Raw genomic sequence first — 18,353 nt, forward strand, 5'->3', positions numbered from 1 at the left:
TGTTGCGTAGCTGACTCTCCCTGACAACGGGGGCTGTTATTTCACTGGGCTGTGGCTTTCTTGTTGATGAATACTTCTTGCGCCGTATTGTTTTGCTGGTTCTGTCGCGTTGCCGGTAAATACCGGTCTTTGAATTCCAGGAGTGACTCACGCCAGCCTTGGCTGGCGTTGGGATTCAATCTGTTTTTGATGCTTTCGCTGAGTGCCTGCTCTGCCGATAAGTCTGCGCCGAAGACTCTGGTGCGTGTGGCGGTTCAGGAAGTGGTGTCTTCCGAGGTTATGACCCGTGTCGAGCTGACAGGCGATATTCAGGCTCGCAAGGTGACTGATCAGGCTTTTCGCGTTTCTGGCAAGTTGGCGCAGCGCTATGTCGATGTGGGTGATCGGGTGCGGGCGGGGCAACGGCTGGCAAGGCTGGACCCGCGAGAGCAGAATACTGAGCTGGCTTCGGCCGATGCTGAAGTCGCTGCTCGCGAGTCCCGGTTGCGTCTGGCGCAAAGCAATTATCAGCGTCAGCAAACCCTGCTGCCAAAGGGCTATACCAATCTCAGTGAATACCAGAAGGCGCAGTCGGCGCTGGAAGGTGCGCGCGGGGACCTTGCCGCGCTAAAAGCGCAGCAAGCCAATGCTCGTGATCAACTGAGCTACACCGAACTGTTCGCGGTGGCCGACGGCATTATCACTGCCCGCCATGTCGAAGAAGGCCAGGTGGTCCAGGCTGCGACACCCATTTTCAGCCTTGCTCATGATGGCGAGCGCGAGGCGGTATTTGCGGCCTACGAAACGTTGCTGGAGTCCGATCAGCCGGGGCGCAGCGTCAGTGTCCACGGGCTGGGTCATTCGGATTTGCAACTGTCCGGCAGGATCCGTGAGATTACCCCTATCGTGTCTTCCGCCAGCGGCACGTTACTGGTGCGAGTTGCGTTGCAAGCCGCTCCCGCCAACCTCGCACTTGGCACCGTCGTCACCGCCAAGCTTGATTCTCAGCCGCGTAAAGCCTTTACCCTGCCATGGTCGGCCCTGAGTCGCAGCCACGGTAAACCGGCAGTCTGGCGCGTTGACGAGCAGAACCGTGTGCGTCTGGTCGCGGTGCAGGTATTGCGTTATGAGCAGGGCCAGGTGGTTATCGCATCTGGAGTGGCTGATGGTGACTGGGTGGTGTCCCGCGGGTTGCAGTTCTTGTATCCGGGGCAAAGAGTTGACGTTGCTGAGCGCGAGGGCCGTGCCAGGCACGATGTCGTTGCTTCGGCCGCGGAGACGACTCAATGAAAGTCGCCGCCCTGCGTATCGTATTGAACTGCAAATTCTGGTTGTTCTGCATCCTGTTCATGATGGTCTCCGGCTGTCGTGACAAGCCGTTGCGTGAAGTGGTCGAGCGGCCGGTGTTGTTCGTCGAAATGGTCGATGCGCAGCAGCAGGTCCATGGCCGCTTTGCGGGCAGCATTCAGCCTCGCTACGAAGTCGCGCTGGGCTTTCGGGTGGCGGGTCGCATTGCCACTCGCCAGGTCGAGATCGGTGACAGGGTTCGCCGGGGTGATCTTCTCGCAACACTTGAACCCAGCGCCCAGCAAAACCAGCTGCGTGCCCGGCAGGCAGAACTGAACAAGGCCAGGGCGGCCCGGCAGCAACTGGGTGACGAGCAGCGGCGTTATCAACAACTGATTGAGCGCGGGGTGGGGGCTCAAGCACGTCTGGATCAGTTGAGCAGCGATGTGCAAACCCAGAGCGCAGTCCTCAGTCAGGCACTCAACGCCCTGCAACAAGCCAACGATCAGGTGTCTTACACCCGCTTGCTGGCTGAGTTCGATGGCGTGGTCACCGACTGGCAGGGTGAGGTTGGCCAAGTGGTTGCGACCGGGCATCCGGTGGTCAGCCTGGCACGCCTGGAAAGCCGCGAGGCAGTAGTCGATCTGCCGCTGGAGCTGATTGCCGCGCTGGATGGCAGCACACACATTCAGGTGGTTTCTCAGCTCAACCCACAGGCCGTAGTTGTCGCTCATGTGCGTCAGCTTTCGCCGCAGATTGATCCCGCCACGCGTACCCAGCGTGTACGGCTAACCCTCGCCTCAGTGCCGGACAGCTTTCGGCTGGGCTCGACAGTGACCGTTGATATCAGCAGTGCAACCGAGTCCTCCCGTGAGCTACCGGGCAGTGCCGTGCTGGAGCGCGACGGCCAGATGCAGGTTTGGGTGATTGATCCGCAATCCGCAACCTTGAATGCACGCAACGTAACCATTGTGGCTCGGCAAGGCTCGACGGTGCGTGTACAGGGTGAATTGCGAGGCGGTGACAAGGTAGTCATTGCCGGGGTCAACGGCCTGAAACCGGGGCAGAAAATTCGTATGGATCGCGAGGTCAGTTTGTGAAGGAGCGCTTTAACCTGTCGGCATGGGGGCTTCGGCACCGCACACTGGTCTGGTACATGATGTTCGTTTCGCTGTTGATGGGAAGCTGGTCGTTCATGAATCTGGGGCGTGAAGAAGACCCTTCATTCGCGATCAAGACCATGGTGATTCAAGCTCGTTGGCCCGGTGCAACCTTGCCGGAGACGTTGCAGCAAGTCACTGATCGCATGGAAAAGAAGCTCGAAGAAATCGACGCGCTGGATTACGTGAAGAGCTACACGTTGGCTGGTGAGTCGACGCTGTTCGTTTTCCTCAAGAGCGACACCCATAGCGATGACATTCCTGCTGCCTGGTATCAGGTGCGCAAGAAGATCATGGACATACGTGCTGAATTGCCCAGTGGTATTCAAGGGCCTGCCTTCAACGATGAATTCGGCGATGTCTTTGGCAGCATCTACGCATTTACTGCTGACGGTCTTTCGTTTCGCCAGTTACGCGATTACGTCGAGCAGGTCAGGGCGGATATTCGCAGCGTGCAGGACCTGGGCAAGATTGAGTTGCTGGGGGCACAGCGTGAGGTGATCTATCTGAACTTCTCCATTCGCAAGCTGGCGGCATTGGGGATTGATCAGCGGCAGGTCATCGCCAGTCTGCAAGCGCAGAACGCGGTAACGCCCGCCGGTGTCATCGAGTCCGGTCCGGAAAGAATTGCAGTACGAACCAGCGGCCAATTCAACGACGAAAGCGACCTGCAAGCGGTCAATCTGCGCTTCGGCGATCGCTTCTTTCGCCTGAGTGATCTGGCGACGGTTGAGCGTCGTTATGCCGATCCGCCGAGTTCGATGTTCCGTTTCAACGGCCAGCCAGCGATTGGTCTGGCCGTGGCCATGAAGCAGGGCGGTAATATTCAGGACTTCGGGACGCGCCTGCAGCAGCGTATCGAAGCGCTGACCAGCGAGCTGCCGCTGGGTATCGACGTGCATCTGGTGTCGAGTCAGGCCGAGGTGGTGGACAAAGCCATTGGTGGCTTCACGCGTGCGTTGTTCGAGGCAATTCTGATTGTGCTGGTGGTGAGTTTTCTCAGCCTGGGTATTCGGGCGGGACTCGTCGTGGCGTGCTCGATCCCGCTGGTGTTGGCGCTGGTTTTCGTTTTCATGGAGTACAGCGGCATCACCATGCAGCGTATCTCGTTAGGGGCGTTGATCATTGCCTTGGGGTTGTTGGTGGATGACGCAATGATCACAGTGGAAATGATGGTGACCCGGCTCGAGGGCGGTGACTCGTTACAGCAGGCGGCCACGTTCGCTTACACCTCCACGGCATTCCCGATGCTCACGGGTACGCTGGTCACTGTCGCAGGCTTTGTGCCGATCGGTCTGAACTCCAGCTCAGCTGGCGAATATGTCTTCACGATGTTCGCGGTAATTGCCGTAGCACTGCTGCTTTCGTGGCTGGTGGCGGTTCTGTTTGCGCCGCTGATTGGCGTACACATTCTCAAAGCGTCCAAGGCTCATCAGCATGCAGGCGGTGCGTGGATGTCAGGTTTCAGGCGGGCGTTGTCAGGGGCGCTCAAGCATCGTTGGTGGGTGATTGGCTTTACGGTGCTAGTCTTTGTCGGTTCGCTGTTCGCGGGCAAGTTGCTGCAGAACCAGTTTTTCCCGGACTCGGACCGCCCGGAAATCCTTGTCGACATATACATGCCGCAGAACGGTTCAATCGACGGTACGCGACAGGTCATGGATCGTCTCGAAGCGACTCTCAAGGACGACCCGGAAGTACTGCGCTGGAGTTCCTACGTGGGCAAAGGCGCGGTGCGTTTTTACCTGCCACTGGACCAGCAACTGAGCAATCCGTTTTACGGCCAACTGGTGATCGTCAGCCGTGGTGGAGAAGGCCGGGATCAGTTGATCGAGCGACTGCGTCAGCGTTTTCGCGATGATTTCGTCGGTGTCGGCGGCTATGTGCAGCCTTTGAATCTGGGGCCGCCGGTGGGCTGGCCGGTGCAATACCGGGTCAGTGGTCCGGATATTGAGCAGGTCCGTAGCCAGGCAATGGCGCTGGCGGCCATTCTGGACGCCAATCCCAACATAGGTCAGGTCATCTACGATTGGAACGAACCCGGCAAAGTGCTGAAGATTGATATCGCCCAGGACAAGGTTCGTCAGTTCGGCCTGTCGTCCGAGGATGTGGCGCAGATTCTTAACAGCCTGGTATCCGGCACCAGTATCACCAAGGTTCGCGATGACACTTATCTGGTCGATCTGGTCGGGCGTGCCGAAGCCAGTGAGCGCACCTCGCTGCAAACCTTGAGCAACCTGCAGATTCCGGTGCCCGGCGGGACCAGCGTACCGTTGATGGCCTTCGCCACGTTGCGTTATGAGCAGGAGCAACCACTGGTCTGGCGTCGCGACCGACTGCCGACCATCACCCTGAAAGCCAGCGTACTTGGCCATCTGCAGCCCGCGGCACTGGTGCGTGAGTTGCGTCCGCAGGTCGAGGCGTTCAGTGCTGCCTTGCCGTTGCGTTACTCGGTGGCAACCGGTGGTGCGGTAGAGGCCAGTGCCCGCTCTCAAGGGCCAATTCTGAAAGTCGTACCACTGATGCTGTTACTGGTCGTGACCTTCCTGATGATTCAGTTGCAGAGTGTGAAGAAACTGATGTTGGTGGTCAGTGTGGTGCCGCTAGGGTTTATTGGTGTGGTCGCAGCGCTATTGCTGACGGGCTACCCGTTGGGCTTCGTGGCAATTCTCGGAGTCTTGGCGCTGATCGGGATCATCATCCGCAACTCGGTGATTCTGGTCACGCAGATCGACGAGTTCATGGCCGCAGGGGAAGAAGCCTGGGTCGCCGTGGTCAAGGCAACCGAGCATCGATGCCGACCGATTCTGCTGACTGCCGCCGCGGCAAGTCTTGGCATGATCCCGATTGCCCGTGAAGTATTCTGGGGGCCAATGGCCTACGCCATGATCGGCGGTATTGCGATTGCTACTGTGCTAACGCTGTTTTTCCTGCCGGCACTTTACATCGTTTGCTATGGGATCAAGCCGCCGAGCAATTAAAGCGCAGTTGTTGTAAGCGCCGACGTGTTGACGAGGTGTCTGAAGTGCTCAATCGGGACTTTCACTTCGCCAAGACGTCGGCTTTTGCAAGGCGGTAATTCTTTTACGATTGTGCTCTTATATGTATATATGTGCTATTTAGTTGTGTTGGTTGAAATTATCTGAACTAATTTTCAACTAGTCAGTAAAGTCTCGCGCAAAATAGCCGATAGCCATTACTTCGCATATAAAACTAATAATCCGAAGGAAAAGAGCCCCAGGGCTTTTTCAAGGAGCTGGACGTGAAGTTATCGCACCGTTTGATGATTCTGGTTTTTACTTCTATTGTGGGCCTCGCCACGATTGGTATTCTGGCCTTGAACACCCTGCACTCAACCATGCAGGAAGATAAACGAAACGAAATCCACACCGTGCTTAGTCTCGCCACCCAGCAAGTGGCTTATTTTCAGGGGCTGGAAAAAAGTGGCAAGCTGACCCGCGCTGAGGCTCAGGCTAAAGCCGTTGAAGCGCTCACCAATATGCGCAACGGCACACAAAGATACATATGGGCGCGGAGTATTGATGGCTTGGGCCTGGTGCATGCCATCGCCGACAAGGTCGGGAAAATCGACCTCGGAAAGGCCGCTAACGGCAAAACCAGTATCCAGAATTACGTCGATAACCTGGCCACCACCCAGTTCTATTATTACGACGACATTACAACTCACCCTGAAACCAAGGCGGTGGTGCCAAAGATAAACGGCGTTACACGCATCAGTGACTGGAACTGGTTTATCGGCTTCGGCATCTTTGTCGCTGATATAGAAACGGCCTACTGGAAGTTGGCGTATGACTTTATTGTTGTCGGTATTGTATTAATCCTGATCGTGGTGGTTGTCGCGTGGCGTATCTCGAAAAGTATCTACAGCAGCCTGGGCGGTGAGCCGGCTTACGCCGCGAGTGCTGTCGGCGCCATTACTAATGGTGATCTAAGTCAGACCATTGCTTACAGTCCCGGTAAGCTCAGCCTGCTGTACAGCGTCGCGCAGATGCAGAAAAACCTCAGGGAAATGATCAACTCCATTCAGCACAATGCGCAACAATTAGGACAGGCGGCCAATGGTCTCTCGGGACAGATGAATCAGCTGGATTCTGCATCGCAGCAAACCTCGGATGCGACAACCGCGACGGCTGCTGCGATCGAGGAAATGTCGGTGACCATCGAACACATCTCCTACAGCGCGGGTGAAACCGAGAAGAACTCGGCGAACTCCACACAGCTTGCTGCGCAGGGCGAGACACTGGTCAATGATGCCGCTCAGGCGATCCAGCAAGTGTCGGTGCAGATAGAAGACGCTTCGCAGCTGATTGCCGGGCTGGTCACGCGGACCCATGAAATCGATGGCATCGCCAGCGTCATCAAAAACATCGCGAGTCAAACCAACTTGCTGGCGCTCAATGCGGCCATTGAGGCTGCACGGGCGGGGGAGCAGGGACGCGGCTTTGCCGTGGTGGCAGATGAGGTGAGGAACCTTGCTCAGCGTACGTCCCTGGCAACCGAGGAAATCACCGCCATGATCACCTCGATTCAGACAGATACCGGTTCGGTCGTTGCGGGAATGGGAGCCGTGACTCCGCAAGTAGTACTAGGGGTGGAGTTGGCTGAAAAGGCCGCCAATGCTTTGCGCCACATTAATCAGGAGGCCTCTGCCACGCTGGTGCAGGTGCGTGAGGTGGCGGCATCGACGGGTGAGCAAAGCCAGGCCAGTGCCAGTGTGGCGCAAAATATCGAGCGTATTGCCAATATGGTTGAGGCCACCGCAGATTCCGTCGGCCACGCCAACAACAACGTGCAGCAACTTGAGGTACTGGCTCAGGAGCTGCGTACCTCAGTGTCCAGATTTGTGCTCTAGATCAGCGAACGATGACTACCGGGTAGCCGTCCACGGGGTGTTCCTGGATCAGTACTTCCAGGCCAAAAACCTCATGCAGCACATGCGGCTGTAGCACTTCGGCGGGAGTGCCCAAGGCGTGGATGCGCCCTTCGGCCAGCAGGAGCAGTCGATCGCAGTAGCGGGAAGCCAGGTTCAGGTCGTGCAACACCAGCGCTACTGACACGCCGTCGGCGGCCAGTTGCCGGATTCGTTGCAGGGATGCGTGCTGATGGCGTGGGTCGAGGGCGGCGGTCGGCTCGTCCAGCAGCAGGGTTTTGCCGGGTACGGCAGGCCAGAGCTGGGCGAGGGCGCGAGCCAGTTGTACCCGCTGGCGTTCGCCGCCGGACAGTTGTGTATATGATCGTTCGGTCAGGTGGCTCAGGGCGCAATGAGCTAACACTTGTTCGACGATTTCGGCGTCGGCCTGCGCGCCGCTGTCGTGTGGCAAACGACCGAACCCCACTACCTGATTGACCAGGAAATCGAACTCCAGGGTTGATGTCTGTGGCAGTACTGTCAGCTTCTGTGCCCGTTCGCGTCCTGTCCAGGTGCTCAGTGATTCGCCCTCCAGCAACACGTGGCCGGTACTCGGTGAAAGCTCGCCACTCATAGCCCCGAACAGGCTGCTTTTGCCCGCGCCGTTAGGGCCGAGCACACCCAGCACTTCGCCTCCGACTAAGCTCAGGTCAATATCACGCAAGCGCCAGTTGCTACCGGTTTGCAGCCCCAGGCCAGAAACGCTGAGCATCAAATCCCCCTACGTATCAACAGATAGAGAAAAAAGGGTGCACCGAGCAGTGCGGTGACAATGCCCAGCGGCAACTCGGCGGGGGTCAGCAGCATGCGCGCAATGGTGTCGGCCAGGAGCAGCAGACTCGCGCCTCCCAGCAGGGACGCAGGCAGCAACAGTCGATGATCGGGGCCCGCCAGCAGCCGCAACAAATGCGGGACGACCAGCCCGATGAACCCAATCAGACCGGCTGCGGCAACCGCTGCGCCGACGCCCAGTGCCGTGCAGAAAATCAGCTCGGCCTTGAGCCGTTCAACTTCGATACCCAAGTGTCGGGCTTCCGATTCGCCCAGCAACAGCACGTTCAAGGCCGCTGCCCGACGCGGCAACCAGACGGCGACCGCCAGCACAATCACTAGCGAGGGCCAGAGACGCGCGTAGCTGGCACCGTTGAGACTGCCCAGATTCCAGGAGGTCAGTTGCCGAAGGGTGGCGTCATCGGCCAAATAACCCAGAAGGCCGATCAGCGCGGCTGCCATGGCGGTGATGGCGATCCCGGCGAGCAGCATGATCCCGACGCGGGTCTGCCCGGCGCGGTAACCCAATCGGTAGACAATGGCCGTCACGCCCAAACCTCCAGCGAACGCGCACAACGAAAGCAAATACGGCTGGAACCAGGCAGGGGCTGCCATACCTCCCAGGCAGATAGCAAATGCTGCGCCCAACGCAGCGCCGGTGGAGACGCCGATCAATCCTGGATCGGCCAGCGGATTGCGGAACAACGCTTGAATAGCAACGCCAGTGATCGCCAGCACCGCACCTACGGCAATGCCGAGTAATGTGCGCGGTAGTCGAATCTGACCGACGACCAGCACGGCCTGTTCATCGGCTGCTACAGGGAAGCCTGCGATATGCGCCAAGGCCCGCAAGGTATCAACCAGCGCCAGATTCAACGGGCCCAGGGTCAACGACAGCAGGACGCTGACCAGCGTCAATCCGCCAAGGCCAATCAATAAGGGTCTGGCCTGAAGTCTCAGGCTCATGGTTTATGGGCGATCGTCGCGCCGAGGCTTGGGCGGAAAGCCTGAGCCAGTGCTTCGGCAGCGGCGGGCAGACGAGGGCCCAGGCCACCGACCAGCAGCGTGGCGTCTAGCGGCAGCAAATGGTTTTCACGTACGGCGCGGTTACTGGCGAGGCCAGGGTTTTGCGCGACCAGTGCTTGTGCCGCCTGGGGACCATTGATTCGCCGGTCAGCGATGACAATGAAAGCCGGATCCAGCCCCAGCAGCATCTCACTGGACAGCGGTTTGTAACCCTTGTGCGTGGCGATGTTATTGGCACCGGCCTGGGTCAGCAACCATGCACCCAGCGTGTCGGAGCCTGCCACCAGTGGCCGGTCACCGGCGCCACCGACCAGCAAAAGCACGCGTGGTGCCTGGTCCTTGTTGGTCGCCAAGCGGCTGGAGAGTTTGTTCAGGTTGTCGCGAAACGCCGCAAACTCTGATTGAGCCTGATCGTTTTTACCCAGCCACGAACCCAGTTGCTTGAGGTTGCTTTCAAGTGCCGGGAGTTCCGGTTTGGAGGACAGTATTTCGACACGCACCGAAGCCCGACGCAATTGTTCCAGCACCGGTGGCGGCCCCATTTCCTCGCTGCCCACCAGTACGTCCGGACGCAGTGCGAGAATGCCTTCAGCGCTGAGTTGACGTTGATAACCAATTTTCGGCATCTTTTCCAGGCTGGCTGGATGTTGACTGGTGGTGTCTACGGCCACCAGCCGCGACTCGCCGCCCAGCTCGACGATCCACTCACTGATCGAGCCGCCCGCCGAAACCCAGCGTTGCGGCAAGTCCGCCGCCAGGCTGGTCTGGGCCAGCAGCCACAAACCCGTTGCAGCGACGAAGGCTTTGGAGAAAGAAAAAGACTGGGCTGCGAGGCGGCTCATGGTTATGTCCTTAAGGCGTTACCCGGCAAATAGTGATCAGAATTACCAGGATGAAGAATTCGAGAACACATACTATCCGCAAATGACATTTTTTCTCATTAAGATGTCGTAACCTTTTTGTCCTGCCGCATTGTCCGGAGAAAATCAGCACACCGTCATCGCTACCTTGCGTTGCTTGTTAGCTTAGAAAAATGCAACTACCTGATTTTGAATGCTTTTCTGTAGGAGCGCACGAGCAATGCGAGGCCGCGATGGCGTCCTGTCTGATACACCGCTATCGCGGCCTCGCGTTGCTCGCGCGCTCCTACAGGTCAGTATTTGTTGAGCGACAGCGGACAGGTCCAGCAATTTCAGGTCCCTAGACTTCTCAGCCGCAACTGCGCGCAACATCCGCCATCGGGGCGGTTGCCGATCTGCAGGGTGCTGTCGAGTTTCTTGACGATCATTTCGACGATGGCCAATCCCAGCCCTGCACCGTTGCTGTGTCCATTGCTGTAGAAACGTTCCAGCAGACGCGGTGCATTTTTTTCGTCGATGCCCGGCCCGCTGTCCTCGACGCGCAACTCGGCCAGGCCGTCATGGCTGCGGTCCAGAATGACCCGAATCTCACTGTTGGCCGGAGCGAAATTCAGGGCGTTGGTCAGCAGGTTCTGGAAGGCCACAGTGATGGCCGCGGGATCACTGTGTAACCGGAAGTCTTCTACCCCATCGAAGACCAGTTCAACTTTTTTCTCGGCCGCCAGCGGTGTCAGTTCGGCAAGTTCTTCACGTACCAGACTGCCCAGGTCGAATGTCTGCAATTCGCTTTGATTTACCTTCGGTTCAAGGCGCGCCATGGTCAGCAACTGGCTGGCAATCCGCGTGGCGCGGTCGACGCCATGCACCAGATAATCCAGCGCCTCTTCGCGTTGTTCCGGCAGTTGCGCCTGTCTGGCGTTTTGCGCGTGGATGCGCAGGATGGTGAGCGGTGTCCGCAGTTCGTGGGCCGCATCTGCGATAAAACGGCGCTCTCGTTCCAGCAGATTTTCGATCTGGATCAGCAGGCGATTGAGCGCGGTCTGCATCGGTTCCAGCTCTTTGGGCAGCGGTGCCAGATGCAGCGGCTCAAGACTCTCCGGCTCGCGTCGACGAATGACGCTGGCCATGAATTGCAGTGGGCGCAAACCCCAGCCAATCGCCAGCCAGATCGCCAGGGCCAGAAGGGGAACTCCAATCACAGTGGGCCACAAGGTGTGGCGGACGATGCGCTGAATCAGGTCTTGGCGCACATCGTCACGCTCGCCGACCCAGATCAGCAGCCCTTGCTGCGCGTCGACCAGCAGGAAACCACACCAGTCATTGCCGTCTTTGAGGAAATCATGTGAGCCCTCGGTAACAGGCGGGCCGTCCAGCTCCGGCGCCTCGGCGGAGCGCACCAGCAGTTCGCCGTTGCTGCGCCAGATCTGGAACGTCAAACGCGTCTCATAGGGATGAGCAGCCTCACCGCCGCCCACTCGACTCATGGCTTCATCGAAAGCCTGATACAGCCGATCAAGGTCGGTCTCGCCCGGTGGCCGTTGGCGCAGAACGCCTTGCAGCAGGCGTGCGCTTTGCGCCAGTTGGGCGTCGTAGACTTCTTCAATTTCATTGTGGCTATCGCGTAGCGCCAACCAACTGATAGTCAGGTCGCCCAACAGCAGCAGAAGCAACACAGGGACGAGAATGCGCGCGCGAACTGAACTCATGACAAGGTCTCGATCCGGTAGCCCACACCGCGCACGGTGCGGATCAATTCGGCAGAGAGTTTTTTACGCAGGTTGTGGATCAACACCTCCAGCGTGTTGCTCTCCACCTTGTCTTGCCAGCCGTAAAGCGTCGACGACAAACGCTCGCGGGTCACGACTTTACCGGGCCGGATCATCAGTTGATGCAGTAACTGATACTCCATCGGCGTCATGGCGATTTCGACACCGTTGAAGCTGACTTGTTGGGTCGCCGGATCAAGGCTGATTTGCCCATGTTCCAGCAACGGTTGCGCACGACCCTGACTGCGTCGCAGCAGTGCACGAACCCGGGCTTTTAGCTCGTCCACATCGAAGGGTTTGACCAGATAGTCATCAGCGCCAGCGTCCAGCCCGGCGATACGGTCGGGGGTGCCGTCACGAGCGGTCAGGATCAATACAGGCAGGGACTGTTGCTCCGCGCGAATCTGGCGCAGCAAGTCGATACCGTCCAGACGCGGCAGGCCGAGGTCGAGCAGCAGTAAGTCAAAGCGTTCGCTGCGCAGGGCATGCAGTGCGCTCGCGCCGTCCTGCAGCCAGTCCAGCGTATAGCCTTCGCTGCCGAGGGCGACACGGATGCCCTGGCCTACGGCGCGGTCATCTTCCACAAGGAGCAGGCGCATAAGGTGTTCCGTATTGGTTTCAGCCGGTGAGGGCGCACATGATGCCGCTACGCCAGCGCTTCGGGCAGGGCCTTGCGTCGGGGAAGATGTAACGGTCTGTTGCGTCCTAAGCTTTCGCTAAGCTTTGTTTCGCACAGTAGCGGCTCCTTAGTTCTTACGAGTGTCTGCCATGCGTAAAGTCCTGTTGCTGGTTCCCTTCCTGCTCGCCAGTCCGCTGGCCCTTGCCGGTCCACAATGCACCACTGCCGAACGCTCCACCTGGCAGGATCAGGGCAAATTCCAGGAGCAACTGAAAGCTCAGGGTTACGAGATCAGCAAGTTCAAAGTCACTGACGGCAACTGCTACGAAATCTACGGCTTCGACAAAGACAAACGCAAAGTCGAGATCTACCACGATCCGGTCACCGGTAAAGCCGTGAAGACCGAGATCAAAGGCTAATGACTCGGCCGACCCTGCGCCTGTGGGACCCGCTGGTGCGGCTGTTCCACATTTCCCTGGCCGGTGTTTTCGTCGCTAATTACTTCTTCAATGAAGCCGGTGACGATTGGCACGTTTGGCTGGGTTACTACGTGGTTGCCTGGCTGGTGGTCCGAGTGGTGTGGGGTTTCATCGGGCCGCGCAGTGCGCGCTGGTCCGATTTCTGGCCGACGCCTGCGCGTTTGCGTGCCCATGTTGGCTCGCTAATCAGGCGTCAGCCGGAACATCGGCTGGGCCACTCGCCGTTGGGTGCGCTGGTCATGGTGCTGATGATGGCGATGATTTGCGGTATCGGTTTGACCGGATGGCTGATGACCGAAGTGGATGCCCTGTGGGGCGCAGACTGGCCTCAGCAGATTCATGAAACGCTGGCTGACGGCCTGGCGTTGGTGGTGTGCCTGCACATAGCGGCGGCACTGTTTGAAAGTTATCAGGTGAAGGACAACCTGCCGTTGTCGATGATCACGGGTCGGCGTCGGCCACTTGCCGAAGAGCCACGTGATTGAGCCCAGACATTTTGCCTTCACGATTGTGATCACTACCCATGCGACTGACTTCTTTCAATGTACCTGTCTTGAGTGCATACCTTGCGCTCACTCTGGTTTTCATCGGTGCCTGGTTCAGCCATCCCCAGCACCGCTTGTCCGGCTTCGCTGTTGCACCCGCTTTAACGCCGGTTTCGGGCGTTGCGGCAAAAGCCAGTTATAGCAGCCGTTTCGCGTCCTCTGATCTGGATGACTTTGTTCACTCGTCTGCGGTGACCGCCTTGCCCGGTGGCGACCTGATGTCCGTGTGGTTCGCGGGCTCTCGTGAAGGTGCGGGCGATGTGGAAATCCGCGCCTCGCGATTCGACGCACGTGCTGGCGAGTGGGGCGATGAGCAGGTGCTGGCAACGCGTCAGTCCACTCAGGAGGGCACCGGCAAGTACATCCGCAAACTCGGTAACCCGGTGGTTGCTTTGGCACCGGACCAGCGTTTGTGGTTGTTCTATGTCTCGGTCTCGGTGGGCGGCTGGGCAGGCAGTTCGGTCAACGTGATGGTCTCCGAGGACATGGGCAAGAACTGGTCGCAGCCTCGTCAACTGATCACCTCGCCGTTCCTGAACATCAGTACATTGGTGCGCGCCGCACCAGTGTTTCACGCTGACGGTTCGATCGGCCTGCCGGTTTACCACGAGTTTCTCGGCAAGTTTGCCGAGTACCTGTACCTGAGCGCCGACGGTGATGTGATCGACAAATTCCGTATCAGCCGCGGCAAGAACTCTCTGCAGCCAACGGTGGTGCCACTGGATGGCAAGCGCGCGGTCGCACTGCTGCGTTACGCGGGCAACACGCATCACAAAGTGCTCGCCAGTCGCACCGAGGATGGCGGTCAGACCTGGAGTGAACCGCTGCCCCTCGCGCCAAGCAATCCCAATTCCTCGCTGGCTGCAGTTGGCACGCCCGATCGCGGTCTGTTGGTCGCGCTGAATGACCTGCGCGACGGTCGTTTCAAATTGAGCCTCTACGGCACTGACGAGCAGATGGATCACTGGACTTCGCTGATCGATCTGGATAAGTCGCCCGATCCGCTGGGCAATCCGTTTTCCTTTGATGCCTACAAGGAAATCATCGGCGAAGGTTTCCGCGCCTCCAGCGGCGTGCGCCGTCATCCGCTTGAGGAACAGTTCCTGAGCAATCTCGATCAGCGTGTGTGCTCGCCTCAAGGCTGCGACTTTGAGTATGAGTATCCGTACTTCATCCGCAGCCCCGACGGTCTCTACCACTTGGTTTATTCGTGGAATAACACCTTTATCAAACACGTCAGCTTCAATGAAGCCTGGCTGGCGGAGCAATTACTGTGATGTCTCTGTGGCAAGCCCATCTTTTTTTCAGCCTGACGTTGTTCATCGTGGCGGCTTCTTGGGTCGCTAACCTGAAGTGGCGCCTGATCATTCTGGCGAGTGCTTCAGTGCTGGGTTTTGTCAGTCTCGATGGTCTTTCGCTGGCGGCGTACGTGCGCAGCTTTACCGACGATCTGGCGATCACGACCGCGATTGTCCTTGTCTGGCTCTCCTTGCAGCGTCTTTTGAAACTGCCTGGAGTCGGTCGCCCTGGCACCGTCGTGGTGATCGTTTTTGCTGCCCTGGCACTGGTTCTCTATCCGGCCACATTAGGCCTCAGCTATAGCGATCCTTATCGTCTGGGCTTTAATCCGCGCCCTCTGATCATTGCCGTTGCAGTCATCGCTTTCGGCTTGCTGTACCTGCGCAATGGCTTGGGCGTCGTGATGCTGGCAGGCGCGACACTGGCCTTCGCGGTGCGCAGCAAGCCTTCGGAAAACTATTGGGATTATCTGATCGACCCGTTGCTGGCGCTGTATTGCTGCGTGGCACTGGTATTGATGATCGCGCGTGGCATCTATCGACGCTGGCGCAGTAGCCAGCAAATGGCGGTATCCAGCATCAAGCCGGTTTCTGGCTTGTGAGTGTAAGAGTCAAGGGGATGAAAATGGGTTGGCTGCAATCACGGCGCTTGCTGTATTGGCTGGGCGTGACCGTGCTTTTTTTGGTGCTGCTGAGTGTTTTGCGGCTGGTGTTTTTCTTCGGCTTCTCCGGTGTTGATCCTGCCAGCCTGAGCACTGACGCCACCGTCGCTCAAACGTTGAGCATTGGCTTTCGCTTCGATTTACGTTTGGCCCTGCTGTTGGCGTTACCCCTCGTCGTGCTGTTGTGGTTCCCCCGTTGGAATCTGCTGAGCGTGAGGATGCTGCGCTGGTTGGCGCGGGGGTACCTCGCCGTTGTATTGGCGCTGGTCACTCTGATCTACATCGTCGATTTTGGTCATTACGCGTATCTGGGTGTGCGGATCAACGCCAGTGTTATGCGCTATCTGGATGACGCGCAGATTTCCCGGGACATGCTCTGGCAAACCTATCCAGTGCTGTGGATCACCGCCAGTTGGCTCGCCGGTATCGGGGTGATAATCGCGGCGTTCATCGGGCTGGAGCGGATTACCCTTGAGCGCCAGGCCAAACCGATCAGGCGGTGGTCTGCCGCATTTGGCGCAGTACTGGTGACGTTGGCCACTTTATTGGGGCTGCTGGGTCGCGTTGAAAACCTCAATCTGGAAAACCCGGTCCCGCTGCGTTGGAGTGACGCGTTCTTCTCGGGCAACAGTCAGGTCGCCGCGCTGGGTTTGAATCCGGTGCTGTTCCTCTATGACACGCTCAAGGTAGGGCAGTCGCGTTATGACGAAGAGTTAGTACGCCGCCATTATTCTGTGGTCGCTGATTACCTGGGCGTCGATAAGCCAGACCCGCAAAGCCTGAACTTCAAGCGTCAGCAAGACGTGCAGCCTTACAACGTGGCTGCTACCCGGCCGCCGAACGTAGTGTTTGTGATGCTTGAGTCCTTGGGCACCAGTGCTGTGGGGGCGTATGGCAACCCGCTCAATCCGACCCCTAATCTGGATCGGCTGGCTGAGCAAAGCTGGTTCTTTCGGCATTTCTACGTGCCGGTTACCGGAACCGCCAAGACCGTGTGGGCAAGCATTACCGGGGTTCCCGACGTTACTCGTCAGGAAACCGCAACCCGGCACCCGATGCTGACCCGGCAAAATACGCTGATCAACGATTTCAAAGGCTACGAAAAGCTGTACATGATTGGCGGCAACTCTGGTTGGGCCAACATGAACGCGCTGATCCGCCGCAGCATCGTCGACATCCGACTGTATGACGAGCGTGACTGGCGTTCGCCTGTGGTGGATGTGTGGGGGATTTCCGATCTGGATCTGTTCAAGGAAAGCGACCGAATCCTGCGCGCGCTGCCCAAGGATCAGCCGTTTTTCGCCTATTTGCAGACGGCAGGCAATCACCGGCCGTTTACCATCCCTAAAGAAAACGACGGTTTTGAAGTCAGCAATCTGAGCCTAGAGCAAGTGCAGGCAGCGGGTTCGCGCAGCGTGGAGCAATACAACGCAGTGCGCTTGCTGGACTTCAATATCGGGCGGCTGATGGAGCTGGCCAAGGCGGGCGGTTACTACGAAAACACGATTTTTGTCCTGTTTGGCGACCACAACACCCGTATCAGCCAGATCCCGCATATGCCTCCGGCATTTGAACAATTGGGCCTGGAGAGCAACAACGTGCCGATGTTGATCCACGCACCAGGCCTGATAGGGGCGAAGGTTGTCGAGGAGGCGGTCGGATTGGCGGACTTGTTGCCAACCGTGGCGGGTATGGCAGGGATTCCGTTCAGTAACGGTGCCATGGGCCGGGATATCCAGCAGCCTGCACCTGAAGGTGAGCGCGTCGTGCCGTTGGTGCTGCGCGAAGGTACTTTCCCGTTGATCGGGGGCGTCACCCGACACTTTTTACTGCAAATGGAACACGACGGCACCTCGCCGACGCTGCATGACCTGGCCTCGGCAACTCCGTTGGAGGATGTTGCAGAGCGGCACCCGGAGGAGTTCAGTCGCCTGCGAGCGCTGACCCTGGGGCTGCATGAGAGTGCGCGGTTGATGTTGTATCGGAATGTGCAGTGAGGTTATTAACTTCACATGACTGTTTGAATTGGAGTGCATTCCTTGTGGGAGCTGGGTTACTCAGATAAATCGCGTATCGCTCCGAAACTTGTGAACCGTTTGACGATATTTTCATGCCCTGAACGGGTATGATGCCCACCTTCGTTGGGGAGTAGCCTGCTGCTGAGTGACATCAGCAGCGTTCGTATCAACATTCTCGGCAGCAGCCGTGGTACGAGCACCTTTTGGTTGGCGAGACCAGCGACATATCCATGCCTAAAGTCGGGCGTGTGGATGTGTCGTTGACTCATAGCCCGACTGGAAGTAAACCGTGAGCCCCATCTCCCTCATATTTGTCGCCTTGGCCATGTCCACGGACGCTTTCGCAGCGGCCATCGGTAAAGGCTCCAGCCTGCACAAACCGCGCTTTATCGAAGCGTTACGTACCGGTCTTATCTTCGGCGTGATTGAAGCCATCACGCCCGTTATCGGCTGGGCCATCGGTAATGCCGCGAGCAGCTTTGTCGAAAGCTGGGATCACTGGATCGCCTTTACGCTGCTGCTGATTCTCGGCTTGCACATGATCTACAACGGCGTGAAGCAGGATGATGAAGAGCCAGAGGAAAAGGCCGGTCAGCATTCGTTCCTGATTCTCGCTGTCACTGCTTTTGCCACCAGCATCGACGCGCTTGCCGTCGGTGTCGGCCTTGCTTTTGTGGACGTGAACATTCTCGTCGCAGCCTCTGCAATCGGTCTGGCTACCATGACCATGGTGACGATTGGTGTGATGTTGGGCCGGGTACTGGGGACGATGGTCGGCAAGCGCGCCGAGATCATTGGCGGCTTGGTGCTGATACTGGTGGGCGCGACGATCTTGTACGAACACTTGTCGGCTTGATTTCTGATTTGTATCAATCCCTGTAGGAGCTAACCGAGGTTACGAGGCCAGCGATAGCGGTTTGTCTGACACTCCGTGATCGCTGGCCTCGTAACCTCGG

General features: G+C 58.1%; 15 protein-coding genes and 1 riboswitch. Of the genes, 10 read left to right on the forward strand and 5 right to left on the reverse strand.

The window, feature by feature from the left end:
- The first annotated feature begins 66 nt into the window (after window positions 1–66).
- The 4 genes from AUC60_RS22140 to AUC60_RS22155 all read left to right on the forward strand — a co-directional run bounded on the left by AUC60_RS22140 (window position 67) and on the right by AUC60_RS22155 (window position 7,296).
- Window positions 67–1,269: an efflux RND transporter periplasmic adaptor subunit gene (locus AUC60_RS22140; protein ID WP_087272748.1), complete on the forward strand. Its 1,203-nt coding sequence runs from the start codon at window positions 67–69 to the stop codon at window positions 1,267–1,269.
- A complete protein-coding gene (locus tag AUC60_RS22145) occupies window positions 1,266–2,366 on the forward strand; it encodes an efflux RND transporter periplasmic adaptor subunit (protein ID WP_274521401.1) in 1,101 nt (366 codons plus the stop codon). The genes AUC60_RS22140 and AUC60_RS22145 overlap by 4 nt, the downstream gene beginning before the upstream one ends.
- Complete coding sequence (locus AUC60_RS22150; RefSeq protein WP_087272751.1) at window positions 2,363–5,404, forward strand: efflux RND transporter permease subunit; 3,042 nt, start codon at window positions 2,363–2,365, stop codon at window positions 5,402–5,404. Before AUC60_RS22145 ends, AUC60_RS22150 begins: the two co-directional genes overlap by 4 nt.
- A gap of 281 nt (window positions 5,405–5,685) precedes the next feature.
- On the forward strand, window positions 5,686–7,296 hold the full coding sequence (locus tag AUC60_RS22155) for a methyl-accepting chemotaxis protein (protein ID WP_238599622.1): 1,611 nt from the start codon (window positions 5,686–5,688) through the stop codon (window positions 7,294–7,296).
- Window position 7,297: 1 nt separating this feature from the next.
- Here the strand turns inward: AUC60_RS22155 and AUC60_RS22160 are convergent, their stop codons facing one another.
- From AUC60_RS22160 to AUC60_RS22180, 5 genes are all read right to left on the reverse strand, one after another.
- Window positions 7,298–8,065: a heme ABC transporter ATP-binding protein gene (locus tag AUC60_RS22160; protein ID WP_087272754.1), complete on the reverse strand. Its 768-nt coding sequence runs from the start codon at window positions 8,063–8,065 to the stop codon at window positions 7,298–7,300.
- Window positions 8,065–9,090, reverse strand: coding sequence for a FecCD family ABC transporter permease (locus AUC60_RS22165; RefSeq protein WP_087272757.1), 1,026 nt, complete (start codon window positions 9,088–9,090; stop codon window positions 8,065–8,067). Before AUC60_RS22165 ends, AUC60_RS22160 begins: the two co-directional genes overlap by 1 nt.
- Window positions 9,087–9,992, reverse strand: coding sequence for a heme/hemin ABC transporter substrate-binding protein (locus AUC60_RS22170; protein ID WP_087272760.1), 906 nt, complete (start codon window positions 9,990–9,992; stop codon window positions 9,087–9,089). The genes AUC60_RS22165 and AUC60_RS22170 overlap by 4 nt, the downstream gene beginning before the upstream one ends.
- 350 nt (window positions 9,993–10,342) lie before the next feature.
- Window positions 10,343–11,716 (reverse strand): ATP-binding protein, encoded by a 1,374-nt coding sequence (locus tag AUC60_RS22175; RefSeq protein ID WP_087272763.1) that lies wholly within the window; start codon window positions 11,714–11,716, stop codon window positions 10,343–10,345.
- Window positions 11,713–12,375 (reverse strand): response regulator, encoded by a 663-nt coding sequence (locus tag AUC60_RS22180; RefSeq protein WP_087272767.1) that lies wholly within the window; start codon window positions 12,373–12,375, stop codon window positions 11,713–11,715. The genes AUC60_RS22175 and AUC60_RS22180 overlap by 4 nt, the downstream gene beginning before the upstream one ends.
- Window positions 12,376–12,544: 169 nt before the next feature.
- Here AUC60_RS22180 and AUC60_RS22185 point away from each other — a divergent pair, with 169 nt between their 5' ends.
- The 6 genes from AUC60_RS22185 to mntP all read left to right on the forward strand — a co-directional run bounded on the left by AUC60_RS22185 (window position 12,545) and on the right by mntP (window position 18,253).
- Window positions 12,545–12,814, forward strand: coding sequence for a PepSY domain-containing protein (locus tag AUC60_RS22185; protein ID WP_027900126.1), 270 nt, complete (start codon window positions 12,545–12,547; stop codon window positions 12,812–12,814).
- Window positions 12,814–13,359: a cytochrome b/b6 domain-containing protein gene (locus tag AUC60_RS22190; RefSeq protein ID WP_087272770.1), complete on the forward strand. Its 546-nt coding sequence runs from the start codon at window positions 12,814–12,816 to the stop codon at window positions 13,357–13,359. The genes AUC60_RS22185 and AUC60_RS22190 overlap by 1 nt, the downstream gene beginning before the upstream one ends.
- 38 nt (window positions 13,360–13,397) lie before the next feature.
- Window positions 13,398–14,696, forward strand: coding sequence for a sialidase family protein (locus AUC60_RS22195; protein ID WP_087272772.1), 1,299 nt, complete (start codon window positions 13,398–13,400; stop codon window positions 14,694–14,696).
- Window positions 14,693–15,319: a hypothetical protein gene (locus tag AUC60_RS22200; RefSeq protein WP_087272775.1), complete on the forward strand. Its 627-nt coding sequence runs from the start codon at window positions 14,693–14,695 to the stop codon at window positions 15,317–15,319. Before AUC60_RS22195 ends, AUC60_RS22200 begins: the two co-directional genes overlap by 4 nt.
- Window positions 15,320–15,342: 23 nt before the next feature.
- Window positions 15,343–17,376 (forward strand): LTA synthase family protein, encoded by a 2,034-nt coding sequence (locus tag AUC60_RS22205; RefSeq protein WP_087272795.1) that lies wholly within the window; start codon window positions 15,343–15,345, stop codon window positions 17,374–17,376.
- Between the two features lie 134 nt (window positions 17,377–17,510).
- Window positions 17,511–17,688: riboswitch (yybP-ykoY riboswitch) on the forward strand.
- On the forward strand, window positions 17,687–18,253 hold the full coding sequence (mntP, locus tag AUC60_RS22210; RefSeq protein ID WP_087272778.1) for a manganese efflux pump MntP: 567 nt from the start codon (window positions 17,687–17,689) through the stop codon (window positions 18,251–18,253). (Overlaps the previous riboswitch by 2 nt.)
- Window positions 18,254–18,353: the final 100 nt, after the last annotated feature.

Source organism: Pseudomonas caspiana (assembly GCF_002158995.1).
GTDB classification, from domain to species: Bacteria; Pseudomonadota; Gammaproteobacteria; order Pseudomonadales; family Pseudomonadaceae; genus Aquipseudomonas; species Aquipseudomonas caspiana.